Source organism: Rhizobium sp. BK529, from assembly GCF_014194105.1.
Classification (GTDB): domain Bacteria; phylum Pseudomonadota; class Alphaproteobacteria; order Rhizobiales; family Rhizobiaceae; genus Rhizobium.
On the sequence record NZ_JACIAU010000001.1, the window covers coordinates 2,833,739 to 2,856,020 of the forward strand.

Below are 22,282 nucleotides of genomic sequence, written 5' to 3' on the forward strand. Positions count from 1 at the left end.
GCCGGCGCCCTCTTTCTATGTTCGCTTTAAAGAGATCGGGAGCACCGTCACATGTCTTCCAGCCCGACGCCGAAGAAACCGGAAACCGTTTCCACCGGGTATCAGGAGGAGCGTATCAAACGCTTCCTCGCAACCGCCGCACACGACCTGCAATCGCCTCTCCGTCACATTGCCATGTATGCGGAAATGTTGCTCGACGATCTGGAACCGATGCTGGACAGTGAACAGCTGCAGAGCCTCAAGACGATCATGGACAAGGCCCAGACGGCACAGCGGCTCACCAAGGCACTGATGAGCCTTGCGGGAACGACCCCGCAAGTCACCATCGGTGACGTGCACCTCGCAGACGTTGTGCGGGATGCCTGGAGGCAGGTGCTCGAGGAATCTCCCGCCGGCGGCGCGACATTCGATGCGGAGAATCTACCCCTTATCCGCAGCGATGCTGCGCTTCTGACCATTGTCATGAAGCACCTCTTCTCCAATGCGCTGGCCCATCACGGCACCGCCGCGCCGCATGTTCGCATAAGGGCCGCACGGGAGGGTGCAGATTGGCGCATCATCGTTGGCGACAATGGCTGCGGCATCGAGCCGGCCTACCAGGACAAGATCTTCGATGCCTTTTGGAAGCTGCCGAAGGCCGGCGGTATATCTGGTCCGGGGTTGGGTCTGACGACTACTCGCGAACTGCTCAGCGCGCTCGGCGGCGATATCAGGCTAGACTACTCCGACGAGAACGGCAGCCGCTTTGCGATCCGTCTGCCGGCCTGACCAAAGCGCGCAGCAATCTTACAGATTTGCTTAGCGGGCTCTAAGCCCGGGCTTTCGCGTATCGTTGTCGCAAAACCGCTGCACACTTTGGGCGACATGCCCTAGGCGCTGTAATCGTCCTTCCAGAAATCCGGCACGTCATAGGTCACGTATTCGCGGAGGATGTGCTGCAAGGTTTGCACGTCGATCTCATCCTTACCAATCCGGAAGTCTACACCGTATTCTGGGAATTCCTGGAAATAATTGCCTGAAATATCGGTCGAGATGACGCCGATCGGACCGGTATAGCCGATGCCCCTGAGCTCTGGCACAGTTTCGCGAAAATCTGCGTTCGGCAATAAGCGGTTGTCGAGAAGAATGAGATCGAAGCGGGCAGCCTTCACCTTGTCCAGTGCATCTCCGATCGATTGCGAATATTCGACATCGACGCGCGGTTCGGGAAGATCCGCGATCTTCTTCTTGAGCGAACGGAACTCGATGAATTCGTCATCGACGAACAGTACCTTCACCGCATTCCTGCGTGTTGCTTCCGCACTCATCGTTTCATCTTTCCCTGACATGACGCCAGCTCACGAAACCAGACCGTTTCGCAACGCAATCGCCACCATATGAACGCGGTTGACGGCATCGAGTTTTCGGACCGCGGCCGTTATATGCGAATTGACGGTGTGTTCGGAAAGGCCGAGGATGATGGCAATTTCTGCGGAGGTCTTGCCTTCGCTCGTCCACTTGACGATTTCGGTTTCGCGCTGCGTGAGCCGACCTGACATTTCCTGCGTCAGGATTTCCTCATACAATTTGTCGAAGATGCGCATTGCATCGAGCAGGATATCCGCCACTTCGCCCTGGTCCGGCTCCTGACGCTGGCCGCTGAGCACCAGACAGTAGCGACGTCCTTCAGGCGTAAACAGCGGAATGAACAGGAATGAGCTACCGCTGAATTCATTGAAGATGAGGTCTGACGGATAACCTTCTATCGCCGTACTTTTCCCGTGAACCGGTGCCGTCAAAAACTGTGCCGTCCGCGCCTTCGCGGTTCCGAGCGCCTCCTTGAGGGTCTTGATGAAGAGGCTCATGCGCCGTTCGACGACATTGGTGATGACAACTTCGCGTTCGCCGAAAGGGGTAGCGACTTCCGAGATGCGCGCCAGAGTAAAATTATCGAAATTGTAATGCTGTGCGGCCGCCTTCAACAGTCGAAAAAAATCCGTGCGATTGATGGCCCGGCTAAGTTCCGGACCTGCATGAAAGGGGACTGCGCCAGCATTGGTCATTCCCACTCTTCCTCCTCCCCAATTCCCAGTCCGCCGATCCCGAAATCTTGGGATATACGTCTTAAACGCGAACAGTTACAAAAATTGCGAGGCAGTTGATGATCGGTAACGAAACGGGGGCCTTTCGATATCGCAGGCGGAGACATCTCGACTACAGGTGGTGCATAGGGCAGTTTACGCGAATAGTGGCTCTTACCTAGGTATCCCAATCTCTCTGCATTCAACATCCATGGATGCGGAAGACAGTGCCAGAAGTAAGCGCGGGAGAGCCGGTCGGTCTTTCAGCTAAGGGGTTGGCTGACGTTCGTGGCGGCGAACACGGATCGGGCGGCTCTCTCAGCGCTTTTTTCTTCTCTTTGGTTGCATCTTGAAATGCACCGCCAAGCTTGTCAATTGTGCTTTCTTGCGGTCATCTACCTTTGCATGCGCAGAGATTGCGGTTATCGCAATCACCGATTGCCAACGATGCCTGCGAAATCCAGTGGCTTCTCCAGGTAGAAATCGGCTCCGGCAGCAAGCGCCCGTTCACGGTCTTCCACCGCATCCGAACCGCTGCAAACACCAAGACGCATGGCAGAAAAGCGGTCATCCCGCCGCAGTTGCGCGATCAGCCCGCTACCGCTGTCGAGTGGCATGTAGAGATCGGCGATCAGTATATCCGGCACGCCTTCGCCTCCTTCCAGACGCCTCTCAAGCGCCTCGAATGCGGCCTGCGCGGTGGAAAAGCAGAATAGATCAATATTCACCTGCTGTTTCTTTCGGATATAGTCGAGATAGAAGAGATCATCCCTGCTGTCGTCGACGTAAAACAAGATCGGCATCTGGCCCCACAATCCGGATATTGTTTTCGTTCGCCCCTGCATTGTCCTTCGCTGGGACATTAACGCCACTTCACTAAAATTCGATATCGACCTTCAAGGATTTGCTGTCGAAAGCATGTTTCACGCAAAAAAATCTGCCTATTGAGTATTCGGCGATTTCGGAAAAAATATCTTGCCAACAGGAATGTGGCAGGGAGGTAGCGCGCGTGGGGGATGCCGTTAGATCAGGTCGACACGGTGCGGAAAGCAAACGCTACCGCATGATCGCGCTTATCATCGGCTGTCTGCTGGTCCTGCTCGGTCTGACCGCCCTGATTGGGTGGTTCCTCGAGATCGAAATTATCATCTCGATCGTACCGGGCTTTCCGTCCATGGCGTTCAATACCGCCCTCTGCTTCGTGCTCTCGGGTATCGGTCTCGCCATGTCGATGGAGACGGGCAAGCGCTATCGCATCGCGTCCTCCATTACGTGCGGCCTTGCCGCCCTGCTTTCCGCGGTGCGCCTGACGGAGATCATCACGCTCGGCCGCACGATTCACAATGTCGATGTGTTCCTGACACAGTTTGTCATCTCTCCAGCCTTTGCCGAGCAGATCGGCGGCGGTATGGGGCCGAACACGGCGCTGATCTTCCTGATATCAAATCTGTCCATTCTCCTCGCTCTCCACGAGAGGGAGTGGCGCGGACAGCTTGTACAGGAACTCACCAGCTATATCGCGATCACACTCGGCATGATCGCGCTTGCCGGATATGTCACCGATGCCGAACAGGGGTATCGCTGGGGTCCCTATGCCGCGATGGCACTGCATACTGCTATCGGTCTGGTGGCTTTCGGCTGTGGGCTTCTCGCCAGATCCTGGTGGATGTTGCCAGCCAACAGGGCGCAAATCCCCCTCTGGATACCGGCAACGATCTGTTTTACGGGACTCGTCGTTGATCTCTATACACCGCTTGGCGTGGCGAACGGTATTCTGTATGTCCCGCTCGTGATGACGGCGCTCTGGTTCGGCAATCGCAACGCCCCGATCTTCTTCGCTTTCGTTTGCACCGTCCTGATCCTGCTCGGTTTCTTTGCCGTCGATTATCCACAGGACGAATTCTGGCGAGAGGCTGCCAACCGCTCGATCACAGCTGCGACGCTCTGGCTGGTCGCCATCTTCGTCTTCTATTTCATGCGCAATAGTCAGCATCTGGAGACGGAGCGCATCCGCTTCAGCGCGCTGGTGCGTAATACGCCTGACGCGGTTATCAGCATCGACGATGCGGGCTGGATCACAAGTTTCAATCCCGCTGCCGAGGCGATGTTCGGCTACACGCCGCAGGAGGCGATCGGCAACAACATCAAAATGCTGATGCCGGAACCCTATCATTCCGAACACGACACCTATCTCGGCAATTACCGCCGCACTGGAGAGGAACGCATCATCGGCACGACGCGCATGGTTTCCGGCCGGCGCAAGAACGGCGTGATCTTTCCGATCGACCTCTCGGTTAGCGCTATCGTCACGGGCTCGGGCAAGACCTTCGTCGGCATCGTGCGAGATATCAGTGAGCGCGTGCAGCAAGAAGAGCGGATGAAGACAACGCTCGTCCAACTTGAGGAATATACCGCTGATCTCGAACGCTCCAATCACGATCTCGATGAGTTCGCTTATATTGCCTCGCACGATCTCAAGGAGCCGCTGCGCGGTCTGCACAATCACTCCCGTTTCCTGCTGGAGGATTACGAAGACAAGCTCGACGAAGACGGCGTGCGCCGGCTGAACCGGCTGGTCCGCCTCAGCCAGCGCATGGAAAAGCTCGTCAACGATCTCCTTTATTTCTCGCGCATCGGCCGCCAGCAGCTCGCCGTCAAGCGAACCGATATCGGCACTATTGTCCGCGACGTCGTGTCCACCATGGAGCTTCTTCTGGAGGAGCGGCATGCGAAGGTCATCATCGATGGCGTGCTGCCGGAAGTCATCTGCGATGCTCCACGTCTGACCGAAGTGTTTCGCAACCTCGTGACAAATGCCGTGAAATATAACGACAAGCCCCTGCCACTCGTCAGCATCGGCTATCTGGACCATTATTCCGGCCAGGATGGGACGGCGGCGCGCAACGTCTTCTATGTGAAGGACAACGGCAAAGGCATACCCCAAGAATTCTACGAGGATATTTTCCGCATTTTCAAACGGCTCGAAAAATCGCAGGATTCCGACGACGGCACCGGCGCCGGGCTCACCTTCGTGCGCAAGATCATTGGGCGTCACAATGGTGAGATATGGCTTGAATCCGAAGTCGGCGTCGGCACGACATTTTATTTCACTCTGGGAAGGAAGCGCGAGGGGCAGAATGCAGCAGCGTGACACGCAACCGATCCTCATCGTCGAGGACAGTGAGGACGATTTCGAAGCGACCATGCGGGCATTCAAGCGCACCAATCTGCGCAATCCCATCCGCTGGGCCGCCTCCGGACAGGAGGCGCTCGACGCGCTCGCGTCCATGGCACCGAAGCCCGGCCTTATCCTGCTCGACCTCAACATGCCGGGTCTCGACGGTCGCAAAACGCTGGAAGCGATCAAATCCAACGCGCATTGGCGCAAGATCCCGGTCGTGATCCTGACGACATCGGACGACGAGCGCGACATTGAGGGCTGCTATGCACTCGGCGCCAATACCTATGTACAGAAGCCGGTCGATCTCGACGGGCTGTTCGCCGCCATCCAGCGGCTCAAGGAATACTGGTTCGAAATCGCGATCCTGCCCCTAGAGGACTGACGTTTGGCGGAAGACTGCAGCGTTCTCATCATCGACGACAGCATAGACGACCGAGAAGCCTATCGCCGCATGCTGGCGCGCTTCTCCGGCACGAACTATACTATCATCGAGGCCGAGAGCGGTGACGAGGGTCTTACCCTCAACAGCCAGAGGCGCCCTCACTGTATCTTGCTTGACTATTCGCTTCCCGGCCGCGACGGCCTTGGCGTGCTCTCGGAAATCCTCGAGCAGGATGCCGCCGCCAATGTGGTGATGCTGACCGGCCAGGGCAACGAAACCGTCGCCGTCGAAGTGATGAAGAGCGGCGCGCGCGACTATCTCACCAAGGACGCGCTTTCGCCCGAGACGCTGCATCGCTGCATCCAGAATGCCGTGATGCATGGCGCGCTGGAAGCAAAGCTCGAGCAGAAGCGGCAATCGCTGGAGATCTTTACCCGCGCCATGGCGCATGATCTGAAGGAACCGCTGCGAACGATCAAATCCTTCAGTCGGATCCTGCACGGCTCTGCCGATCTGCCGGCCGAAGATCGCGAACTCCTCGACTATATCCTGAGCGCCGCCGACCATATGGAGGACCTGATCGTCAAGGTGTCGGGCTTCACGAGGCTTGAGGTTTCGAGCGATCTCGAGCTCAAGCCGGTTTCGCTGTCGGCAGTACTCGATCAAGTGGAGCACAATCTGCATCAGCAGATCGAAAGCCGGCAGGCGATCATCATCCGAGGTCGATTGCCGGAGGTGATGGGCGATGCGACGCTGCTCATCCAACTCCTGCAGAACCTCGTCTCCAATGCGATCCGCTATTGCGATGATACGGTGCCTGAAGTGTGCATCTCGGCCGTCACAGAAAGTGGTACGTGCCGTCTGGCGGTCAGCGACAACGGGCCGGGTATCGATCCCAATCATCGCGAATTGATCTTCCAACCGTTCAAGCGTCTTGTCGGCCGCGGTATCGAAGGCACCGGGCTTGGTCTTGCAATCTGTCGGCGCATCGCGCAGCTTCATGGCGGCTCGATCTGGTGCGATGCAAAGATCGGTCGCGGCGCGACTTTCCTTCTCGAAGTGCCGCTTGCCGAGATATCAGGCGAGCGCCCGGTGGCCGCCGAGCAGCCGCAGGCGGCAAAGTCATCCGACCATACGAGCGAAAGCAGCGGCAGACTGGCCGAGGTATTGCTGGTAGAAGACAGCCCGGCGGATATCCAGCTTCTGAAGATCAAGCTGATGCGGCGCGAGAAGGTGAACTTCAACCTGCATGTGGCCACCAACGGCCGCGAGGCGATGCAGCTTCTGGAGCAGCGCGCCGGCATTGCGGACGAGCCGCAGATCGACCTGATGCTGCTCGACATCAACATGCCGATCATGGATGGTTTCGAGGTGCTGCACGCACTTTCGGCCGACGAGCGGCTGAGCCGGATTCCGGTCTGCGTGCTCAGTACGTCAAGCGACGAAAGCGACATGCAACGGGCAAAAGATCTCGGCGCGCTTGCCTATATGGTCAAGCCGCCGACGCTCCAGCAACTGGAGGAAGCACTTGAAGATGTCGACACACTGGAGCTCTTGCCGCGCGGTGACGCACTTGTGCTTTTTGCGGAACAAAACTAGGAAAACATCATTGGCACGGGTATGACGCTGGCAACGACACTCTTACTCGCTCTCCTGGCCTCGCCTTTTCAATTTGGGCTTTCGTCAATGGCTTCAGGCATACACCATATCACCCTGATCACCCGGAAGGTGCAGGCGAATGTGGATTTCTACGCCGGATTCCTCGGCATGCGTCTGGTCAAGCAGACGGCCGGCTTCGAGGACGCAACCCAGCTTCATCTCTTCTACGGCGATGCCGAGGGCACGCCAGGCTCACTCGTCACCTTTCTCGTCTGGGAGGACGGAGCGCCCGGTCGTGCAGGCTATGGCCAGATCAGCGAAGTGTCGTTGGCAGTCGACCCCGCCAGCATCGGTTACTGGCTGACGCGGGCCATGCGTTTCGGTTTCCGCTCCGAAGGTCCGGCAGACGAATTCGGCGAACCGGTGCTGCGGATGAAGGATCCGGATAACGTCATCGTCAAGCTTGCCGGTGCCAAGGATCTGAAATCACCAGCTGTCTGGGATGGCGCCGATGTGCCGGTTGAGCATGCCATACAGCGTGTGCGTGGCGCGACGATGCTGACCGAACGGCCGACTGAGAGCCGCCATTTCATCGAAAGCCATTTCGCTTACCGGTTCTTCGCCAACCGTGGCACGATTGACCGCCTCGTCTCGCAGTCGGGCGACATCATTGACGTGCGCGATGCGCGCGGTTTCTGGTCCGGCGCACCGGGTACCGGCACGGTCGACCATGTGGCCTTCCGAGCAGATGACGACGAAGCCGTGCTCGCGGTTCACAAAGCGCTCGAAAAGGAAAACGCCTCGGCAACCAATCTGCACGACCGCAAATACTTCCGCTCGCTCTATGCTCGTGAGCCCGGCGGCACCCTGGTGGAGCTTGCCACCAACCAGCCGGGCATGCTGGTGGATGAACCGCAGGCGACGCTCGGTACCAAGCTCTTCATTCCGCCAAAAGATTCGATTACCAGTCTCGATGATCTGAAGGTCGTGCTGCCGCAGTTTTCCATGCCCGGCAAGCCGCGCATCAACTATCGCGACCTGCCGTTCGTCCACCGCTTCTATACGCCACCCGATCCAGACGGCAGTGTTTTCGTGCTGCTGCACGGCTCCGGCGGCAACGAGACGACTCTGATGCCGCTGCTGCACAAAGTCGCTCCGCGCGCGACGCTTCTCGGCGTGCGCGGCCGCGCGACCGAGGAAGGCTTCCCGCGCTGGTACAAGCGCATCACGCCCTTCTCTTTTGATCAGGACGATATCAAGAACGAAGCCGAAGCCTTTGCTGCGTTCATCGAAGGTGCAGTCAAATCCTATGGTCTCGATCCGAAGAAAGTCGTCTACGTCGGCTATTCCAACGGCGCGAATCTTCTGAATTCGCTGCTCTATCTGCATCCGAACCTAGTGCATAAGGCTGTGCTGCTGCGCTCCATGCCGGTACTCAACACCTATCCGCATGCTGATCTCAAGGGAACCGACCTGCTCGTCATCAGCGGAAAGATGGATGCTTACGGCAAATATGCAAGCGAGCTGGAAGAGCGGTTGAAGACCTCGGGCGCGACTGTCGATTCCGATATCATCCCCGGCGGTCACGACCTCGGCGACGCCGACGTGCCGATCATCCAGAAATGGCTGCTGCAGGAGAACAAACTGCAGGAAACTCAATAGCTACCAGTGGAAGCGGTCGGGACAAGACGTCGGCACGATATCCGTCGCTGGCGGCGCATTGCGGTCGATGGCATAGAGCCTTGCAAAACCCTCGTCCTTCACAAGATTGACACCTTCCGGCATCACCTCGCCGACATTCTGATCGACCACATCGGCATTGAGGACCAGGACGAAATCGAACTTGCTGCGCCAGTCGACAAGATAGGGTGTGAAGCCTGCGGCTTGCGCCATCAGACCTGGGCAGGAGAGCACGCCTGTCGAAAAGAGGCTTCCTTCCGGCACCGATTTCTCCAACCAGGCAGGAAGAACGGCGAGTGGTTGTTTGCCGCGCGCGCTGAAGAGGGTCGGGACGAAAGCATGCGCCAGCGGGACGGCGATCGTCGGCAGGTGCCGGAAAGTATCCTCGGTGAATGCGTAATGCCGCTGATCGGATTTAATCTCGGCAAAGGCCGGATCGTGCTGCAGCGGCAGAATCGCAGAGCCCGCGGGGACGGCTTCGAGCACCCTCTCCACGCTTGCAACATCTGCCTGGCCCCGCCACCAGTTGAAACCGATCCACGCCGTCCGGCCGAAGACGACGATGTTCAGAACAAGGAACAGGATCAGGGCCTGTCGCCTACCGACCTTTTGAAAGGGGCAGATCATCGCCATGCCGACAAGGGCGGCCATGATCGGAAAGCGCCAGCTTATCCATCCAGTGCCGAAGGCATGCCGTGGCGAGAGGATGGACAGGACAAGAAGGCCCGCCGCAGTGACGGCAAGCCCCGCGTGGACGCGCAGGTTTTTCCCGGCAAGCGCCCTGCTGCAGACCAGCAGGATCGGTACGAGGAAAATCGCGTCGATGAATGCAACATAGGTCCAGATGGCCGAGAGAAGGTTGGAAACCAACAGCACCGGGCTGTCGTTCCAGTCCGCGAGGATGTTGCCGACCTGACTTCCCGGAAGATCGGCTGCAGTCAGCGCCAGCGCGGCCGGCGGCAGCAGACAGGCGATCATTGCGGCCACAAGCCTGCCGGCAAGGCGCAGAACTGCCGAACGAGATTTGACGACATCGAAGCGCCAGGAAAACTCCAGTCCGCAGACAATTGCGAGGAAGAAGCCTACCGAAAACAGATGGACAATGGTGAGCAGTAGCGAGACTGTCACCCGCCACAGGAACAGCCTGATCGCGGAACCAGACTGCAGGCGATGATCCAGCGTCGCAAACAGCAATGCGAGGCCGAGGCCGATCTGAAAATTGATGAAACCGCCGATCAGCGTGGCGCACCAGGCGAAATATAGCATGCCGATCTGCCAGTAATAGCTGCCGCCGAACAGGTGTCGGTGCAGCATGATGGCACCGAACGGCGGCAGGACAATCGCTAAAAACAATAGGATACGAGCGAGCAGCGAGACGCCGATGAAAGGACCGATGAAGCGCGCGAGCAAATCAATGCCGACATTCGTGAAGGCACGGTCCCACTCAATCCCATAGATTTCGGGGAATGGTGCCTCCCTTATGCCGCCGGCAAGCAGCCACATGCGAGCATAGTGGTTCGGATAATCGAGGAGCGGTGGAAATTTGAAGGTTGCAACGAGGATAGCGATCACGGCGATGAAGCAGAGCAGAGGCGCCGTTGAAACCTGCCGCACGGCAACGTCCCGCGGCTTTTCCACCGCGTGAATTTCAGCTGAAAATATTTGATTAAGGTTCGCCATAGCCGATCCTGTCCGAACTTCGGGACAGGTCTAGCAGCCAATGGTCAAGCTTCCTTTAAGCGGGTCACCCTCGCCTTGCGATCATGATGCCGGCAAGAACGATCAAGCCGCCCAGAGCTTGCATTGCGGTGATCGATTCACTGAGAAAAGCCCAGGCGAGAATGGCCGCCACGACCGGCTGGAGAAGCAACGTCAGCGAGGAGAAAGCCGCTGGAAGATAGGCAAGCGCGTAGGCAATCGCCACCTGCCCGCCCGCATGGCTGACAAAAGCCAGGCCGAAGACCACCGACCAGCCGTAGACGCTTGCAGGCAGCATGTGGCCTTCAAAGAAGAATGCGAGCGGGAAAATTCCGACTGCAGCGGAGGCCGTGCTCCACAACATGATGCGGATCGTATCAAAACGGCTGCGAAGCGCGCCAATCGCCAGGATGTAACAGGCGTAGAAGAAGGCGGCGATCATGGCGACGCCATCACCGCGCAAATCGCCACTGCCAAAAGCGGCAGGTCCACCCTTCAGGACGACCACGCCGGCCAATGCCAGGACCAGGCCGAGTACGAAGACGCGGGTCACTTTGGCGCCGAAAAACAGGAAGCCGATGACGGTCACGAAAACCGGCGCAAGATTTGCGAGCAGCGTTGCATTGGCAACCGAGGTCATGGTGATTGACAGGTGCCAGGCGGAGAGATCCAGCGCCAGCACGGCGCCCGGCAGGATCAGCATCCCGTAATCGGAAAGGTTCTTCGGTTTCGGCCCCGTATCCTTGCGCAAAACCGAGAAGATGAAGATCGGGATCAGCGCCAGCGCCACGCGCCAGAAGGCTGTCGCCATCGGCCCGACTTCGGAAAGCCGCACGAAGATCGGCGATCCGCCGATCGCCGCACCGCCGAGAATGAGGGCGATGAGCGGAAGGCGGCTGGACGAGGGAGTTTCGGAAACGGCGGAAGCGGCCTGTGACATGAGATCTCGATGCTTTCTGCGCAGCTTACTCGCAAGCCACGGCTATGCCGCCACTATCAGAAGTCGCGCGCTGACGACAGTCAAAGAACGACAGATCGATCAGAAATAGGTCGTAAATTATGCCGCGCGGCGTCTTTCAGCTTTTCAGTGATTTCGCGGGCGATGAAGACCGTATGTTCGGTTATCTGCGGCAATCCCATCAGTTCGCCGAAAGTACCGCGGGCAAGCGGACCGGAAATGAGCAGGGATGAGATCACCCGGCCATCCGGTCCTAGTGCTTCGGAGTGTTCGGAACAGGCAAGGCCGAGGCCGGTAGGATCAAGAGCGAGATAACCATCCCGCGCAAGCTCGCCGAGCCAGGGCTGTGTCTCCAAAATGCCGCCATGCGCCGGACCGGTCGTGACTATGACTGCGTCGAAGATCCGATCCACTTTTGCGCGGGCATGTCGCGGCTGCAGAGTGACGCGGATCGTTTCATCTTCGATCCTTGCATCGGCGAGAAATGCCGCCAGGATCTCCAGTCGGCCGCCTTCGACCGCCATATCGAGAACTGCCTCGACCTGCGGGGCGATGCGGAAACGATGCACATCCCAATAGGGTCGCAAATGCCGGACGATGCGCCGCCGTTCGGCAACCGGCAGTGCACGCCAGACATCGTGGCCTTGAGAGCGAACCTGATCGATCACCGCATGCCAGCTCAAACCCTGTTCGGCCGCCTGACGGATGGTAAGCCTTACCTTACGTAATAAAGCAGTTGCCGAAAATGCAGGCTCAGTGATGAAATCACCAAAGGCCTCTTGTGGGACCTCCGCGTGACCGCGTGAACGCAGACCGCGGCGGGAAATGGCGACGACTGGACCTTCATGACCGTTTCGCGCAAGGGACGCGATCACGTCCGCTGCCGTCAGCCCATTGCCGATGACGAGAACCCTATCTTGCGGCCGCACGACTTCAAGGGCACCTCGTTTCGTGGTGTCCGCGATGAAACGTGGATGGCCGGCTAGAGTGGCGGCTAGCCTGCCAGGTGCGGCTGGTGGCGGATGGCTGGTGGCGATTACGACGATTTCAGCTTCGGTGAGGCCACCCTTATCATCGAGGATCACCCAGCCGTCGGTCTTGCGATGAACGGCTGTCACGGTTAACCGACGATGACGGATGGCCCCCGACTTCAGGAAGGGTTGCAGAAGCGAGCCGACATAATCGCCAAAGACCCGGCGGCGCGGGAAAAGCTGACCATTCTCGCGCGTGGCTTCGGGATCGTCGCGCACGGCATTGTTCGCCTCGATCCAGCGTTGGAATTCTTCCGGATCATCCGGCTGCAGGCTCATCTTGGCAGCCGGCACATTGATGCGATGGGCAGGGTCGACTGTATCATAGGCAAGGCCGCGGCCAAGCATGGGACGCGGCTCGAAGACCACGATATCGGGTATGTCGCTGCCGACAAGCTTCAGCAGATGATAAGCGACGCCACCGCCGGAAACGCCGCCGCCGATGATGGCGACGACCGGCCGATGAGATTTCTGTTCCGTCGAAGGCTTTATCTGGGACTGCATCTGGGCCGGCATCATTTCATTCGATGCCCGAGCATAAAAGCAGCGCGGAGACTGCGCAATGCTTCCAGCCTATCGTCTATATTTTTTATGGATAATCCATGACGGCCCGATCAGCCGGAGATCGTGGTCGCGAATTCCGGCGTACCTCTGATCGTATTGCTGACCGTACAAATCTCGTCTTCGGCCATGTGGGCGATCTTGCGACGCGTTTCCTCGTCGATATCCCCCTTGATGGAGAAAGCGATATTGAACTTGGCGACACGAGACAGGCCTTCCGTTGCCTTTTCGCCGGTCACATCAGCAGTGATTTCGGTAATCTTGTCGAGAATGCCGAGCTGGCTTGCTGCCATGCGAGCACTCAAAACGAGGCATGCCGAAAGCGAGGAATAGAGCAGATCGAGCGGATTGAAACCCGGCTGGGACGGGCTGGTGACGATATCGAGTTTTCCGCCGGTTACCGACGTGACATGTGGGAAGCCGGTACGGCCGAGAACGGCGTTTGCACCTGTGGGACGGGGACGAGCCTTGAGATCGGCCATTTTGAAATCCTCTATCGAGTACAGGTCTGAGATAATGTTTCCGGCCGAAAGCCGCAATGCGGCGATTTGATTTTCGCTTGGTTGCCCAGCGGAACCTTTCCATCAGTCATTGGTTTTTTCACCTGAGCAATCTGATGAAGAGGCAGGATTTTCCATGCCCGACATCCGCAAGATCAACCGCAAGCCAACAAGCCGTATGGACGCGCGCGACCGGCTGATCGTTGCGCTCTATGCGCAGCTCAGGGCCGAGCGGGAAACACGTGAGACATTGGAATGGGCAATCCGCAACGGTGCAATTTCCAACGACGTGCTGGAGGCGATTGCGTCCGACCCGGTACCCGTCGTCACCAGCGAGGACATCGCATCGCTCGAAAAGATCATCGCGCTCGACGAGCGGCGTAGCCGCTCACGCGGCAACGGCTGACGAGAAGGAACACACATGGCCTATATTACCTATCAGATCGTTCCGCATGACAATGGCTGGGCCTACAAGCTCGGCGACACGTTGTCCGAACCCTACGCAACGCCGGAGCAAGCGATGGACCGCGCAAGGGACGTCGCCTCACGCCAGAAGATCGGCAACGGCGATGCGCTGCTTGCCTATCCCTCACCTGATGGCAGCGGCTGGAAATTTCAGCCGCTTGAAACAGATAAGAGTAGTAGCAGGCTTTGAACGGAGACGAGCATGGCGGCGCGCGCAAGCTGGAAGGGCCATCTGAAGATCGACGACCTTGCCTGCGCCGTTGGCCTCTATACGGCCGTCTCCTCGTCCGACCGTCTCTCCTTCAACATCATCAACCGCAGAACAGGGCATCGCGTGGAACGCCAGTTCGTCGACAGCGAAACCGGCAAGCCGGTGGAGCGCGACGACCAGGTCAAAGGCTACCGGATGGAGAGTGGCGACTATCTTCTCATCGAAGGCGATGAGATCGCCGAGATCATGCCGGAAAGCGACAAGGTGATGGACGTTAAGGGGTTTATTCCCTTCGACGGCATCGACAAGCTCTATTTCGACCGACCTTATTATCTGGCGCCGGTCGATGAACATGATGCCGAAGCGCTTGCATTGATCGCCCGCGGCATGCAGGACGGAAAGGTAGCGGCACTCGCCGAAGCGGTGCTTTTTCGCCGCAACCGCACGCTACTCATTCGCGCGCATGACGACCACATCATCGCAACCTTGCTGAACTTCGACTACGAGGTTCGCTCCGCGACTTCCGCGTTCAAAGACATTCCCGACATCAAGTTCGACAAGGAGATGCTGGAGCTCGCCGGTCATATCATCGGAACCAAAAGTGGCAGCTTCGACCCCAGCGAATATCACGATCGGTACGAGGCGGCACTTGTCGAACTCGTGAAAGCCAAGATCGAAGGCCGCGCGCCGCCGAAACGCAAGCGCGAGCCGGAGCGCAAGGTGGTGGATCTCATGGAGGCTCTGCGCCAAAGTGCCAAGATGGGCGGCAAGGCGCCGGCGAAAAAACCCGCTGTGCGTAAAACTTCCGATAGAAGCAGCAGAAAGGCGAGCTGACCATGGCGCTCGAAACCTATCAGGCGAAACGTGATTTCAAGATCACGCCAGAGCCGCGCGGCAAACAAGGCCGCGCGAAGGGCAATAGCTTCGTCATCCAGAAGCACGACGCCACGCGCCTGCATTATGATTTTCGCCTTGAGATGGATGGCGTGCTGAAAAGCTGGGCTGTCACCAAAGGCCCGAGCCTCAATCCGGAAGACAAGCGCCTCGCCGTCCATGTGGAGGACCACCCCCTCTCCTACGGCGATTTCGAAGGCACCATTCCAAAGGGCCAATATGGCGGCGGCACTGTGATCGTCTGGGACCGCGGCACCTGGACGCCGCTCGGCGACCCGCATAAGGCCTACCGCAAAGGCCACATGGAGTTCGAGCTCGACGGCGAGAAGCTTAGGGGGCGCTGGCATCTGGTGCGTATGCACGGAAAACCCGGCGAGAAGCGCGAGAACTGGCTGCTGATCAAGGGGGACGACGTGGAGGCCCGGCACGAGGGCGCGCCCGATATCCTCGAAGAGCGACCAGAATCGGCCAAAACCGGGCGGCAACTCGAGGAGGTCGCAAAGAATCCGGACGCCATGTGGCAGTCCAAGCCAAAGGGCGGCAAGGCGGTTGTGACCGAAGCACGCTCGCAGAAGGCACGCCCTCGTATCGCCGCAAAGCGCGACTGGCCGAGGGGCGCGAAAAAGGCGGCCATGCCCGACTTCACCGAACCGGAGCTTGCCAAGCTCAAACCAAAGCCGCCGATCGGCGAGCGCTGGATCCATGAGATCAAGTTCGACGGCTACCGGCTGCAGGTGAAGATCAAGGACGGGCGCGTGACGATGCTGACGCGCGGTGGGCTCGACTGGACGGAGAAATTCGGCAAGCACATTGTCGATGCCTTTGCCTCCCTGCCGGTCGCAACGGCTGTTATCGACGGAGAACTCGTCGTCGAGCGCGATACCGGCGCCTCGGATTTCTCCGCCCTGCAACAGGATCTCAGCGAGGGCCGTTACGACCGCTTCGTCTTCTACGCCTTCGATCTGCTCTATCTTGACGGTTACAGTTTGCTGGACGTAGGCCTTCTCGAACGCAAAAATTTGCTGGAAAAGCTGCTGTCCAACGACAGTGGTAAGCTGCGCTACAGCGCGCATTTCAATGAGAATGGCGGCCTGGTGCTTGAGCACGCCTGTCGGCTCAGCCTCGAAGGTGTCGTCTCGAAACACCGCGACAGCAAATATGTGTCCGGCCGAAACGGCGAATGGATCAAATCGAAGTGCTCGCAGCGCCAGGAATTCGTCATCGGCGGCTATGTGCCTTCCACTTCGACGAAGAATGCCATCGGGTCGCTCGCCATGGGCTATTACCAAGACGGCGCCCTGAAGCATGTCGGCCGCGTCGGCACCGGCTATACGGTCGCGACGGCGCAGATGCTTTACGAGCGGCTATCGGCGATGGAGATGAAACAGAATTCCTTCGACGATAAGCTGACAGCAGAGGAACGGCGCGGCCTGCATTACGTCAAGCCGCAGCTCGTTGCCGAAGTGGAGTTCCGCGCCTGGTCGGCCGATGGTAATCTGCGCCACGCGGCTTTCCGCGGATTGCGAGAGGACAAGCCGGCAAAGGATGTTGGGCGCGAGATGGAAAAGACGACGGCGAAAAACCTGCCGGAATCGGCAGTGCAGCTCACTCATCCCGACCGTATCTATTGGCCGGATGAGGGCGTTACCAAAGAAGGCCTCGCGGATTATTACGCGCAGGTCTGGCACTTCATGGCGCCTTATGTCGTCAACCGGCCGTTGGCGCTCCTGCGCCTGCCAGATGGCATTTCCGGCCACCAGCGCTTCTTCCAGAAACATGCCTGGAAGGGCATGAATGACCATATCGAGCAAATTACCGACCCCAAGGACAAGAGCGGTGAAAAGCTGCTGCGCATTACCGATTTCGATGGTCTCGTAGCGCTGGTGCAATCGGCCGTGCTGGAAATCCATCCCTGGGGCGCGACAACGGACAATTGGGAAAAGCCAGACATGATCACCATGGACCTCGACCCCGGCGAGGACGTGCCATGGGAAAATGTGATATCTGCGGCTTATGAACTGAAGGAGCGCATCGAGGGCGAAGGCCTCGCAGCCTTCGTCAAGACATCCGGCGGCAAAGGGCTACACGTGGTGACGCCACTGGAGCCCAAAGCCGGATGGGAGGAGGTGAAAGCCTTTGCCAAATGGCTTGCAGACAGCATGTCTGAGGATGATCCCGATCACTATCTAGCAACTGCGACCAAGGCAAAACGCAGCGGCAAGATTTTCATTGATTATCTCCGCAACGGTCGCGGCAATACTGCCGTTGCTGCTTATTCCGCACGCGCTCGTCCGGGTGCTGCCGTGTCCATGCCGCTGGAATGGAGCGAACTGACCACCGAAATCGGTCCTGCCTATTTCACCGTTGATAACACGCCGGCACGGCTGCAGGCGCTTTCCAAGGATCCGTGGGATGGGTTCTTTGCCGCGGCAAAGCCGCTTCGAAAGCGGAAGCGATAGGCTTCGCTCCTATCGCGGCTTTCCGCGCCCGCTTTCGGCCGCGAGGCTCTTTTTCATAGCATCCATAATATTGATGACGTTGCCCGTCGATTTGACCGGGGCGGGCTTGCGAACTGGTGCTGCTTTCTTGAAGCTCTTCTCCTTGCCACGGATCAGTGCCTTCAGCCGCTTCTGAACCGGATCCTGAACCAGGGATGGGCTCCAGTCCTTTGTCTTTTCCTTGACCAGTTTTTTCATGAGAGTCAGCAACGCGCTATCGACCTTCGCCTTCATGTCGAGTTCGGCCGCCGGTTCGCGGAGTTCATCGCCGTAACGCAGCGTCCACAGAATGATGCCCTTGTCCTGCGGCTCCAGGAGTACGGCGCGTTCGCGTCGATAGAGCACCAGCCGGGCAATGCCGACCACGTCATTGGCGCGCATCGCCTCGCGGATCACACAGAAGGCTTCGGTGCCGACCTTGTCTTCCGGCGCCAGGAAATGCGGCTTGTCGTACCAGATCCAGTCGATCGATCCGCGCGGCACGAAACTGTCGATATCGATGGTGCGGGTGCTTTCCAGCCCTACTTCCTCGATCTCCTCGTCTTCAAGGAGAACATAGTCATCCTCGCCGCGCGGATAACCCTTTACCTGATCCTTTTCGGCGACAGGTTTATGCGTGACGCTATCGACATAGCGGCTTTCGGCACGGTTCTTCGTCGCGCGGTTCAATACATGAAACCGCACCTTGCTCGACTCCGTCGTCGCCGGCGTCAGGGAAACGGACGCGGTGACAAGGGAGAGCTTGAGATAACCTTTCCAGAACGCTTGCCGGGCCATTCGCCATAAACGGAAATAGTCGCGCGAGGTTCCGCCCGAAAGTATCTGTCGAGCAAAAATTCCGGTTTAGCGGCGAAGCTGCTATGAAGAGCAACGGCTTGGCGCGTGAGACCATCACATATGCGCTTCGACAACTTCCTGACACGATTTGGTATCAACTGGTTCCATGTCGTTATGAGCAGGCAAGCAAATGCGAAAAGAAGATGTCTATCGGGCGAAATGGATCGCTCTCGTGCTCACATTGTTTTTCGGCGCGATGATATCCTACGCGAAATTCGCTGGATTGTTTCCACCGCCGAATTTGGACGACGAGGCCCAATATGGACCGCCGGGTTGGTTCTCGAGCTTCGATCTCGGACCACCGCCATTCCTCCGCCCGCCGGAATTCCGACCGGTTAAAGAGCCGCACGACATTTCCGTTTGAACGAAGCATCTCCGGACGAGCCCGTCCCGGGCGAAATAACTGCGTCCATTCAACGAGCGGCTTTTGAGCAAAATGAAGGGCTCCCACTCAATACTCGGCGAGCCCCCCGCATCGGGTTCGGTCCTAGTAATCCTACTACCGCCGCATAGCTACTTTCCTCGCCGCGCTACCGATTCGCAACTCATCCAAAAGGGCTAGGCGTCACGCAGCCCCTTCAGTATGTTAGGCGGCGGGTCACGGTTTATTGGAGAACGGTGATAACTGTGACGTCCGCTTCGTCCGCAGCTCGCATGATCGCTTCCCGGAGTCGGTCCGCATCCGCCTTGCCAGTCATCACATCCAGACAGGCTTTTACGGCAGATAGAAACTCCTCGCCATCGTCGGACGGCCAGTCTCTCATCAAGGCGTTGGCAGCTTCTCCAACCGTGCGAACAGTCATGCGTTCGCCCCTGTCCTTGAAGACAAGGATAAGTGGAGCGAATTCGGCCGAGGTGTCCCATTTCATGGCACTTGGTTCCTGATGGGAAAATATATTGGTAACCACTGCAAGAGGTGTGCCACCGGCGCGCGTAGATGAATGCGGTTACCTGTTAGGGTCGTTTGACGCTGCGTTTCGCGATCATCGAGGCCAATTCGAACGCTTAATCGAATGGGCAAAACATCGGAGGGAGAAAAGCTGACACAGGCTCATCAAATCCTGTGGGCCGATCTTGGCGCCGCTGCCATCGCAGCTATCACGACGTCTAAGAGAATGTCTTTTGGCGCGCAGGAAATGGCTAATCACACAGAAAGATCAGATGGTGCCCAGGACCGGAATCGAACCAGTGACACGCGGATTTTCAATCCGCTGCTCTACCAACTGAGCTACCTGGGCTAACCACGCTTCTTGAGAAGCATTCCGCTTTGGAATGTCGGGGCCTTGGTGCACCCCGGAAGCGAGCGGGGTTATAGCATCTTGTTCGCCCATGGCAAGCATCAAATGATAGTTTTTTGACGGCCCCGAAGTTTTTGGCGATTTGCGAGGAAAAATAAGAGCTTCGCCGTGGAAAACCTAGTTTTCCTCATCCGGATAATCCGCCTTCGTTTCGTCGTCGGCGACAGGAATGGCATAGGAGCCCGTCAGCCAGCGCGACAGGTCCACTTCGCGGCAACGATTGGAGCAGAAGGGATAGTGTTCACGGTTCGACGGTTTGCCGCATTCCGGGCAGGGACGTGTCTTACGCAACGGCTCAACCTTGCCGCCGGTCTTCATTTCATCAGACATGGTTTCCTCCTACGGCATTGGCCCGAAAACTGGAACGAATTTCGGGATGCATGACGCGTAGATTCAAAAAGGTAGAACGTCCTTGGTGTGTCCGAATGGACGCACGGCGCTCTAACCGCAGATCAACCCTCGGGCCAACGGCTATGGACATCGAAGCCTTCGCCAGTCAGAAGCACGATGGTTTCATAAAGTGGCAGTCCCACGACATTTGTGTAGGAACCCACCATTTTTTGCACAAAGGTACCTGCCAGACCCTGGATACCATAAGCGCCGGCCTTGCCGCGCCATTGGCCAGAGGCAATGTAGTTTTCGATCTCAAAGCTCGACAGGCGTTTGAAACGCACTTTCGTCTCGACGATTTTCTGGCGCACCTTGCGGTCGGGCGTGATCAGGCAGATGCCCGTATAGACCACGTGGTTGCGGCCGGAGAGCAGGTGCAGGGAATTCGATGCCTCATCGGCGAATTCCGCTTTGCCGAGGATGCGGCGGCCGACGGCGACGACCGTATCGGCGGACAGAATGTAGCTGCCGTTCCACGTGATGTCGCCCTTGATGGCGGCAAGTGCGGCTTCCGCTTTTTCGCCCGAGAGACGGCGGGCGAGCGAGCGCGGATGCTCCGACTTCTTCGGCGTCTCGTCTATATCCATCGGCAGCAGACGCGAGGGCTCGATGCCGGCCTGATTGAGCAGATCGACGCGGCGGGGCGAGCCCGAGGCCAGAATGAGCTTGTATTTCAGCGCCATGGAACCTCGACCATCGGCAGGCGGGAGCAGAAGCTCTTTGGGAGCTTCGCAGACCAAGCTTACTTGAAGCGGTAGGTGATGCGGCCCTTCGTCAGGTCGTAGGGCGTCATTTCGACCAGAACCTTGTCGCCGGCGAGAACGCGGATGCGGTTCTTGCGCATGCGGCCGGCGGTATGAGCTATGATCTCATGCTCGTTTTCGAGCTTCACGCGGAACGTCGCATTCGGCAGAAGTTCGGTTACGATACCCGGGAATTCGAGGACTTCTTCTTTCGGCATATAAGGGTTTTCTTCCTGTGTGTTGGGTAAAAAGGCGCAAGGCGCCTGAAAATTTGCGCGGAAACTACACAATCAACGGGGATTTGTGAACCTCGTAGATCGGGCTTTCCGACTTTTGTTTCACGCCGATTGTGCGGCGATGCCATTTCTCTTGAGTAGCCGGCTTTCGATAAGGCCGGCCAGGTGATCGCGAACCTCGCGATAACCATCCAATATCTGCTCGCGCGTACCGGTCGCCACTGTCGGATCCATGGTCGGCCAGTAGACGACATCGACGGCGTTGGAACGTGTCAGTTCGAGCGCTGCGTGATGAGCCTGCGGTGAAAGCGTAATGATGAGGTCGAAATAGTCGTCCTCGAGCTCCTCCAGCGTCTGCGGCTGCCGGCGGCCAAGTGAAAGGCCGATTTCCTCCAGCACGACGTCGACGAAAGGATCGCGCTCGCCGGCGCGAACGCCAGCAGACCTTATATAGGTATTGGCAGGCAGAATGCTACGGGCGATCGCTTCCGCCATCGGCGACCGGATGACATTCAGCCCGCACATGAAGAGGATGGCGCCCGGTCGTTTTCCATCCTCCGCTTCGACGTGCGGTCCCATCGCCATCACCCGCGCCAATAGAGTACGCAGACAAGCGTGAAGAGGCGTCGGGCCGTATCGAAATCGACGTCGATCTTGCCGGAGAGCCGGTCCTTCAGGGTCTGCGAGCCTTCGTTGTGGATGCCGCGCCTGCCCATGTCGATCGCTTCGATTCGGCTCGGCGAAGCCGAACGAATCGCCTCGTAATAGCTTTCGCAGATCATGAAATAGTCCTTCACGATCCGCCGGAACGGCGTCAGCGACAGGATATGGGTCGCGACATCCTCGCCCTTTTCCGTGGTGATGGAAAATACGAGCTTGGAATCGACAAGCGAGATGTTCAGCCGGTAAGGACCGCCGGAATGGCCGACGGGGGTGAAGGAATTTTCTTCGATCAGATCGAAGATCGCGACTGCCCGCTCATGCTCGACATCGGGCGTCGAACGGCCGATCGTATCGTCAAGGACAACGTCGCAGAGCCGGAAGTCGTCCTTCGCCATTC

At 58.2% G+C, this 22,282-nt stretch carries 23 protein-coding genes and 1 tRNA gene; 9 read left to right on the plus strand and 15 right to left on the minus strand.

The features are described from left to right. Window positions 1–51 precede the first annotated feature (51 nt). The gene (locus FHX08_RS14265; protein ID WP_132652679.1) at window positions 52–768 is read left to right on the plus strand and encodes an ATP-binding protein; all 717 of its coding nucleotides are present in this window, start codon (window positions 52–54) and stop codon (window positions 766–768) included. 101 nt (window positions 769–869) lie between these two features. Here the strand turns inward: FHX08_RS14265 and FHX08_RS14270 are convergent, their stop codons facing one another. The 3 genes from FHX08_RS14270 to FHX08_RS14280 form a co-directional block, all read right to left on the minus strand. Continuing rightward, window positions 870–1,307, minus strand: a complete 438-nt coding sequence (locus tag FHX08_RS14270; RefSeq protein WP_132652680.1) for a response regulator — start codon at window positions 1,305–1,307, stop codon at window positions 870–872. A 30-nt stretch (window positions 1,308–1,337) separates the two neighbouring features. After that, window positions 1,338–2,042 (minus strand): helix-turn-helix transcriptional regulator, encoded by a 705-nt coding sequence (locus FHX08_RS14275; RefSeq protein ID WP_132652681.1) that lies wholly within the window; start codon window positions 2,040–2,042, stop codon window positions 1,338–1,340. A gap of 449 nt (window positions 2,043–2,491) precedes the next feature. Beyond that, a complete protein-coding gene (locus tag FHX08_RS14280) occupies window positions 2,492–2,863 on the minus strand; it encodes a response regulator (protein WP_132652682.1) in 372 nt (123 codons plus the stop codon). Window positions 2,864–3,123: 260 nt separating this feature from the next. Between FHX08_RS14280 and FHX08_RS14285 the strand changes: the two genes are divergently transcribed. The 4 genes from FHX08_RS14285 to FHX08_RS14300 are packed head-to-tail and all read left to right on the plus strand — an operon-like array spanning window position 3,124 to window position 8,884. Beyond that, complete coding sequence (locus FHX08_RS14285; RefSeq protein ID WP_132652683.1) at window positions 3,124–5,211, plus strand: sensor histidine kinase; 2,088 nt, start codon at window positions 3,124–3,126, stop codon at window positions 5,209–5,211. Beyond that, the gene (locus FHX08_RS14290; protein ID WP_132652684.1) at window positions 5,198–5,623 is read left to right on the plus strand and encodes a response regulator; all 426 of its coding nucleotides are present in this window, start codon (window positions 5,198–5,200) and stop codon (window positions 5,621–5,623) included. Before FHX08_RS14285 ends, FHX08_RS14290 begins: the two co-directional genes overlap by 14 nt. 3 nt (window positions 5,624–5,626) lie before the next feature. Continuing rightward, window positions 5,627–7,222 (plus strand): response regulator, encoded by a 1,596-nt coding sequence (locus FHX08_RS14295; protein WP_132652685.1) that lies wholly within the window; start codon window positions 5,627–5,629, stop codon window positions 7,220–7,222. A 21-nt stretch (window positions 7,223–7,243) separates the two neighbouring features. Next, on the plus strand, window positions 7,244–8,884 hold the full coding sequence (locus FHX08_RS14300; RefSeq protein WP_184327261.1) for a VOC family protein: 1,641 nt from the start codon (window positions 7,244–7,246) through the stop codon (window positions 8,882–8,884). On the opposite strand, the gene FHX08_RS14305 is transcribed toward FHX08_RS14300, so the two are convergent. The 4 genes from FHX08_RS14305 to FHX08_RS14320 form a co-directional block, all read right to left on the minus strand. Continuing rightward, complete coding sequence (locus FHX08_RS14305) at window positions 8,885–10,582, minus strand: hypothetical protein (protein ID WP_132652687.1); 1,698 nt, start codon at window positions 10,580–10,582, stop codon at window positions 8,885–8,887. A 64-nt stretch (window positions 10,583–10,646) separates the two neighbouring features. After that, window positions 10,647–11,540 carry a DMT family transporter gene (locus tag FHX08_RS14310; RefSeq protein WP_132652688.1) on the minus strand — a complete coding sequence of 298 codons (894 nt, stop codon included), beginning with the start codon at window positions 11,538–11,540 and terminating at the stop codon, window positions 10,647–10,649. Between the two features lie 80 nt (window positions 11,541–11,620). Continuing rightward, a complete protein-coding gene (locus FHX08_RS14315; protein WP_132652689.1) occupies window positions 11,621–13,108 on the minus strand; it encodes an FAD/NAD(P)-binding protein in 1,488 nt (495 codons plus the stop codon). 95 nt (window positions 13,109–13,203) lie between these two features. Beyond that, window positions 13,204–13,632 carry an OsmC family protein gene (locus FHX08_RS14320; protein ID WP_132652690.1) on the minus strand — a complete coding sequence of 143 codons (429 nt, stop codon included), beginning with the start codon at window positions 13,630–13,632 and terminating at the stop codon, window positions 13,204–13,206. A 154-nt stretch (window positions 13,633–13,786) separates the two neighbouring features. Here FHX08_RS14320 and FHX08_RS14325 point away from each other — a divergent pair, with 154 nt between their 5' ends. From FHX08_RS14325 to ligD, 4 genes are read left to right on the plus strand one after another with little or no spacing between them, the layout of a single operon-like run. Further along, the gene (locus tag FHX08_RS14325) at window positions 13,787–14,056 is read left to right on the plus strand and encodes a hypothetical protein (RefSeq protein ID WP_132652691.1); all 270 of its coding nucleotides are present in this window, start codon (window positions 13,787–13,789) and stop codon (window positions 14,054–14,056) included. Between the two features lie 15 nt (window positions 14,057–14,071). Then, entirely contained in the window at window positions 14,072–14,305 is a 234-nt protein-coding gene (locus FHX08_RS14330; RefSeq protein WP_132652692.1) for a DUF2188 domain-containing protein, read from the plus strand. Between the two features lie 12 nt (window positions 14,306–14,317). Continuing rightward, complete coding sequence (locus tag FHX08_RS14335; protein ID WP_132652693.1) at window positions 14,318–15,160, plus strand: Ku protein; 843 nt, start codon at window positions 14,318–14,320, stop codon at window positions 15,158–15,160. A 2-nt stretch (window positions 15,161–15,162) separates the two neighbouring features. Then, entirely contained in the window at window positions 15,163–17,679 is a 2,517-nt protein-coding gene (gene ligD / locus FHX08_RS14340; RefSeq protein ID WP_132652694.1) for a DNA ligase D, read from the plus strand. A gap of 9 nt (window positions 17,680–17,688) precedes the next feature. Here the strand turns inward: ligD and FHX08_RS14345 are convergent, their stop codons facing one another. The 8 genes from FHX08_RS14345 to FHX08_RS14380 all read right to left on the minus strand — a co-directional run bounded on the left by FHX08_RS14345 (window position 17,689) and on the right by FHX08_RS14380 (window position 22,280). Beyond that, a complete protein-coding gene (locus tag FHX08_RS14345) occupies window positions 17,689–18,495 on the minus strand; it encodes a Ku protein (protein WP_132652695.1) in 807 nt (268 codons plus the stop codon). 665 nt (window positions 18,496–19,160) lie between these two features. Then, the gene (locus FHX08_RS14350) at window positions 19,161–19,424 is read right to left on the minus strand and encodes a DUF982 domain-containing protein (protein WP_132652697.1); all 264 of its coding nucleotides are present in this window, start codon (window positions 19,422–19,424) and stop codon (window positions 19,161–19,163) included. A gap of 293 nt (window positions 19,425–19,717) precedes the next feature. Beyond that, window positions 19,718–19,793: transfer RNA gene (locus FHX08_RS14355), tRNA-Phe, on the minus strand. Between the two features lie 177 nt (window positions 19,794–19,970). Next, window positions 19,971–20,183 (minus strand): DNA gyrase inhibitor YacG, encoded by a 213-nt coding sequence (gene yacG / locus FHX08_RS14360; RefSeq protein ID WP_112541619.1) that lies wholly within the window; start codon window positions 20,181–20,183, stop codon window positions 19,971–19,973. Window positions 20,184–20,305: 122 nt separating this feature from the next. Continuing rightward, entirely contained in the window at window positions 20,306–20,926 is a 621-nt protein-coding gene (locus FHX08_RS14365; RefSeq protein ID WP_132652698.1) for a Maf-like protein, read from the minus strand. A gap of 59 nt (window positions 20,927–20,985) precedes the next feature. Beyond that, entirely contained in the window at window positions 20,986–21,204 is a 219-nt protein-coding gene (infA, locus tag FHX08_RS14370; RefSeq protein ID WP_003545338.1) for a translation initiation factor IF-1, read from the minus strand. 120 nt (window positions 21,205–21,324) lie between these two features. Continuing rightward, window positions 21,325–21,801 carry a low molecular weight phosphatase family protein gene (locus tag FHX08_RS14375; protein WP_132652699.1) on the minus strand — a complete coding sequence of 159 codons (477 nt, stop codon included), beginning with the start codon at window positions 21,799–21,801 and terminating at the stop codon, window positions 21,325–21,327. A 5-nt stretch (window positions 21,802–21,806) separates the two neighbouring features. Then, window positions 21,807–22,280 carry a UPF0262 family protein gene (locus FHX08_RS14380; RefSeq protein ID WP_132652700.1) on the minus strand — a complete coding sequence of 158 codons (474 nt, stop codon included), beginning with the start codon at window positions 22,278–22,280 and terminating at the stop codon, window positions 21,807–21,809. Between the last annotated feature and the right edge of the window lie 2 nt (window positions 22,281–22,282).

What these genes read in the sequence shown, in the direction of transcription:
- yacG (WP_112541619.1), bottom strand. Translation starts at nt 20,183, where the DNA reads ATGTCTGATGAAATGAAGACCGGCGGCAAGGTTGAGCCGTTGCGTAAG.
- FHX08_RS14365 (WP_132652698.1), bottom strand. Translation starts at nt 20,926, where the DNA reads ATGGCGCTGAAATACAAGCTCATTCTGGCCTCGGGCTCGCCCCGCCGC.
- ligD (WP_132652694.1), top strand. Translation starts at nt 15,163, where the DNA reads ATGGCGCTCGAAACCTATCAGGCGAAACGTGATTTCAAGATCACGCCA.
- infA (WP_003545338.1), bottom strand. Translation starts at nt 21,204, where the DNA reads ATGCCGAAAGAAGAAGTCCTCGAATTCCCGGGTATCGTAACCGAACTT.
- FHX08_RS14270 (WP_132652680.1), bottom strand. Translation starts at nt 1,307, where the DNA reads ATGAGTGCGGAAGCAACACGCAGGAATGCGGTGAAGGTACTGTTCGTC.
- FHX08_RS14375 (WP_132652699.1), bottom strand. Translation starts at nt 21,801, where the DNA reads ATGGGACCGCACGTCGAAGCGGAGGATGGAAAACGACCGGGCGCCATC.
- FHX08_RS14315 (WP_132652689.1), bottom strand. Translation starts at nt 13,108, where the DNA reads ATGATGCCGGCCCAGATGCAGTCCCAGATAAAGCCTTCGACGGAACAG.
- FHX08_RS14335 (WP_132652693.1), top strand. Translation starts at nt 14,318, where the DNA reads ATGGCGGCGCGCGCAAGCTGGAAGGGCCATCTGAAGATCGACGACCTT.
- FHX08_RS14290 (WP_132652684.1), top strand. Translation starts at nt 5,198, where the DNA reads ATGCAGCAGCGTGACACGCAACCGATCCTCATCGTCGAGGACAGTGAG.
- FHX08_RS14350 (WP_132652697.1), bottom strand. Translation starts at nt 19,424, where the DNA reads ATGAAATGGGACACCTCGGCCGAATTCGCTCCACTTATCCTTGTCTTC.
- FHX08_RS14310 (WP_132652688.1), bottom strand. Translation starts at nt 11,540, where the DNA reads ATGTCACAGGCCGCTTCCGCCGTTTCCGAAACTCCCTCGTCCAGCCGC.
- FHX08_RS14380 (WP_132652700.1), bottom strand. Translation starts at nt 22,280, where the DNA reads ATGGCGAAGGACGACTTCCGGCTCTGCGACGTTGTCCTTGACGATACG.
- FHX08_RS14330 (WP_132652692.1), top strand. Translation starts at nt 14,072, where the DNA reads ATGGCCTATATTACCTATCAGATCGTTCCGCATGACAATGGCTGGGCC.
- FHX08_RS14305 (WP_132652687.1), bottom strand. Translation starts at nt 10,582, where the DNA reads ATGGCGAACCTTAATCAAATATTTTCAGCTGAAATTCACGCGGTGGAA.
- FHX08_RS14300 (WP_184327261.1), top strand. Translation starts at nt 7,244, where the DNA reads ATGACGCTGGCAACGACACTCTTACTCGCTCTCCTGGCCTCGCCTTTT.
- FHX08_RS14275 (WP_132652681.1), bottom strand. Translation starts at nt 2,042, where the DNA reads ATGACCAATGCTGGCGCAGTCCCCTTTCATGCAGGTCCGGAACTTAGC.
- FHX08_RS14325 (WP_132652691.1), top strand. Translation starts at nt 13,787, where the DNA reads ATGCCCGACATCCGCAAGATCAACCGCAAGCCAACAAGCCGTATGGAC.
- FHX08_RS14265 (WP_132652679.1), top strand. Translation starts at nt 52, where the DNA reads ATGTCTTCCAGCCCGACGCCGAAGAAACCGGAAACCGTTTCCACCGGG.
- FHX08_RS14280 (WP_132652682.1), bottom strand. Translation starts at nt 2,863, where the DNA reads ATGCCGATCTTGTTTTACGTCGACGACAGCAGGGATGATCTCTTCTAT.
- FHX08_RS14285 (WP_132652683.1), top strand. Translation starts at nt 3,124, where the DNA reads ATGATCGCGCTTATCATCGGCTGTCTGCTGGTCCTGCTCGGTCTGACC.
- FHX08_RS14345 (WP_132652695.1), bottom strand. Translation starts at nt 18,495, where the DNA reads ATGGCCCGGCAAGCGTTCTGGAAAGGTTATCTCAAGCTCTCCCTTGTC.
- FHX08_RS14320 (WP_132652690.1), bottom strand. Translation starts at nt 13,632, where the DNA reads ATGGCCGATCTCAAGGCTCGTCCCCGTCCCACAGGTGCAAACGCCGTT.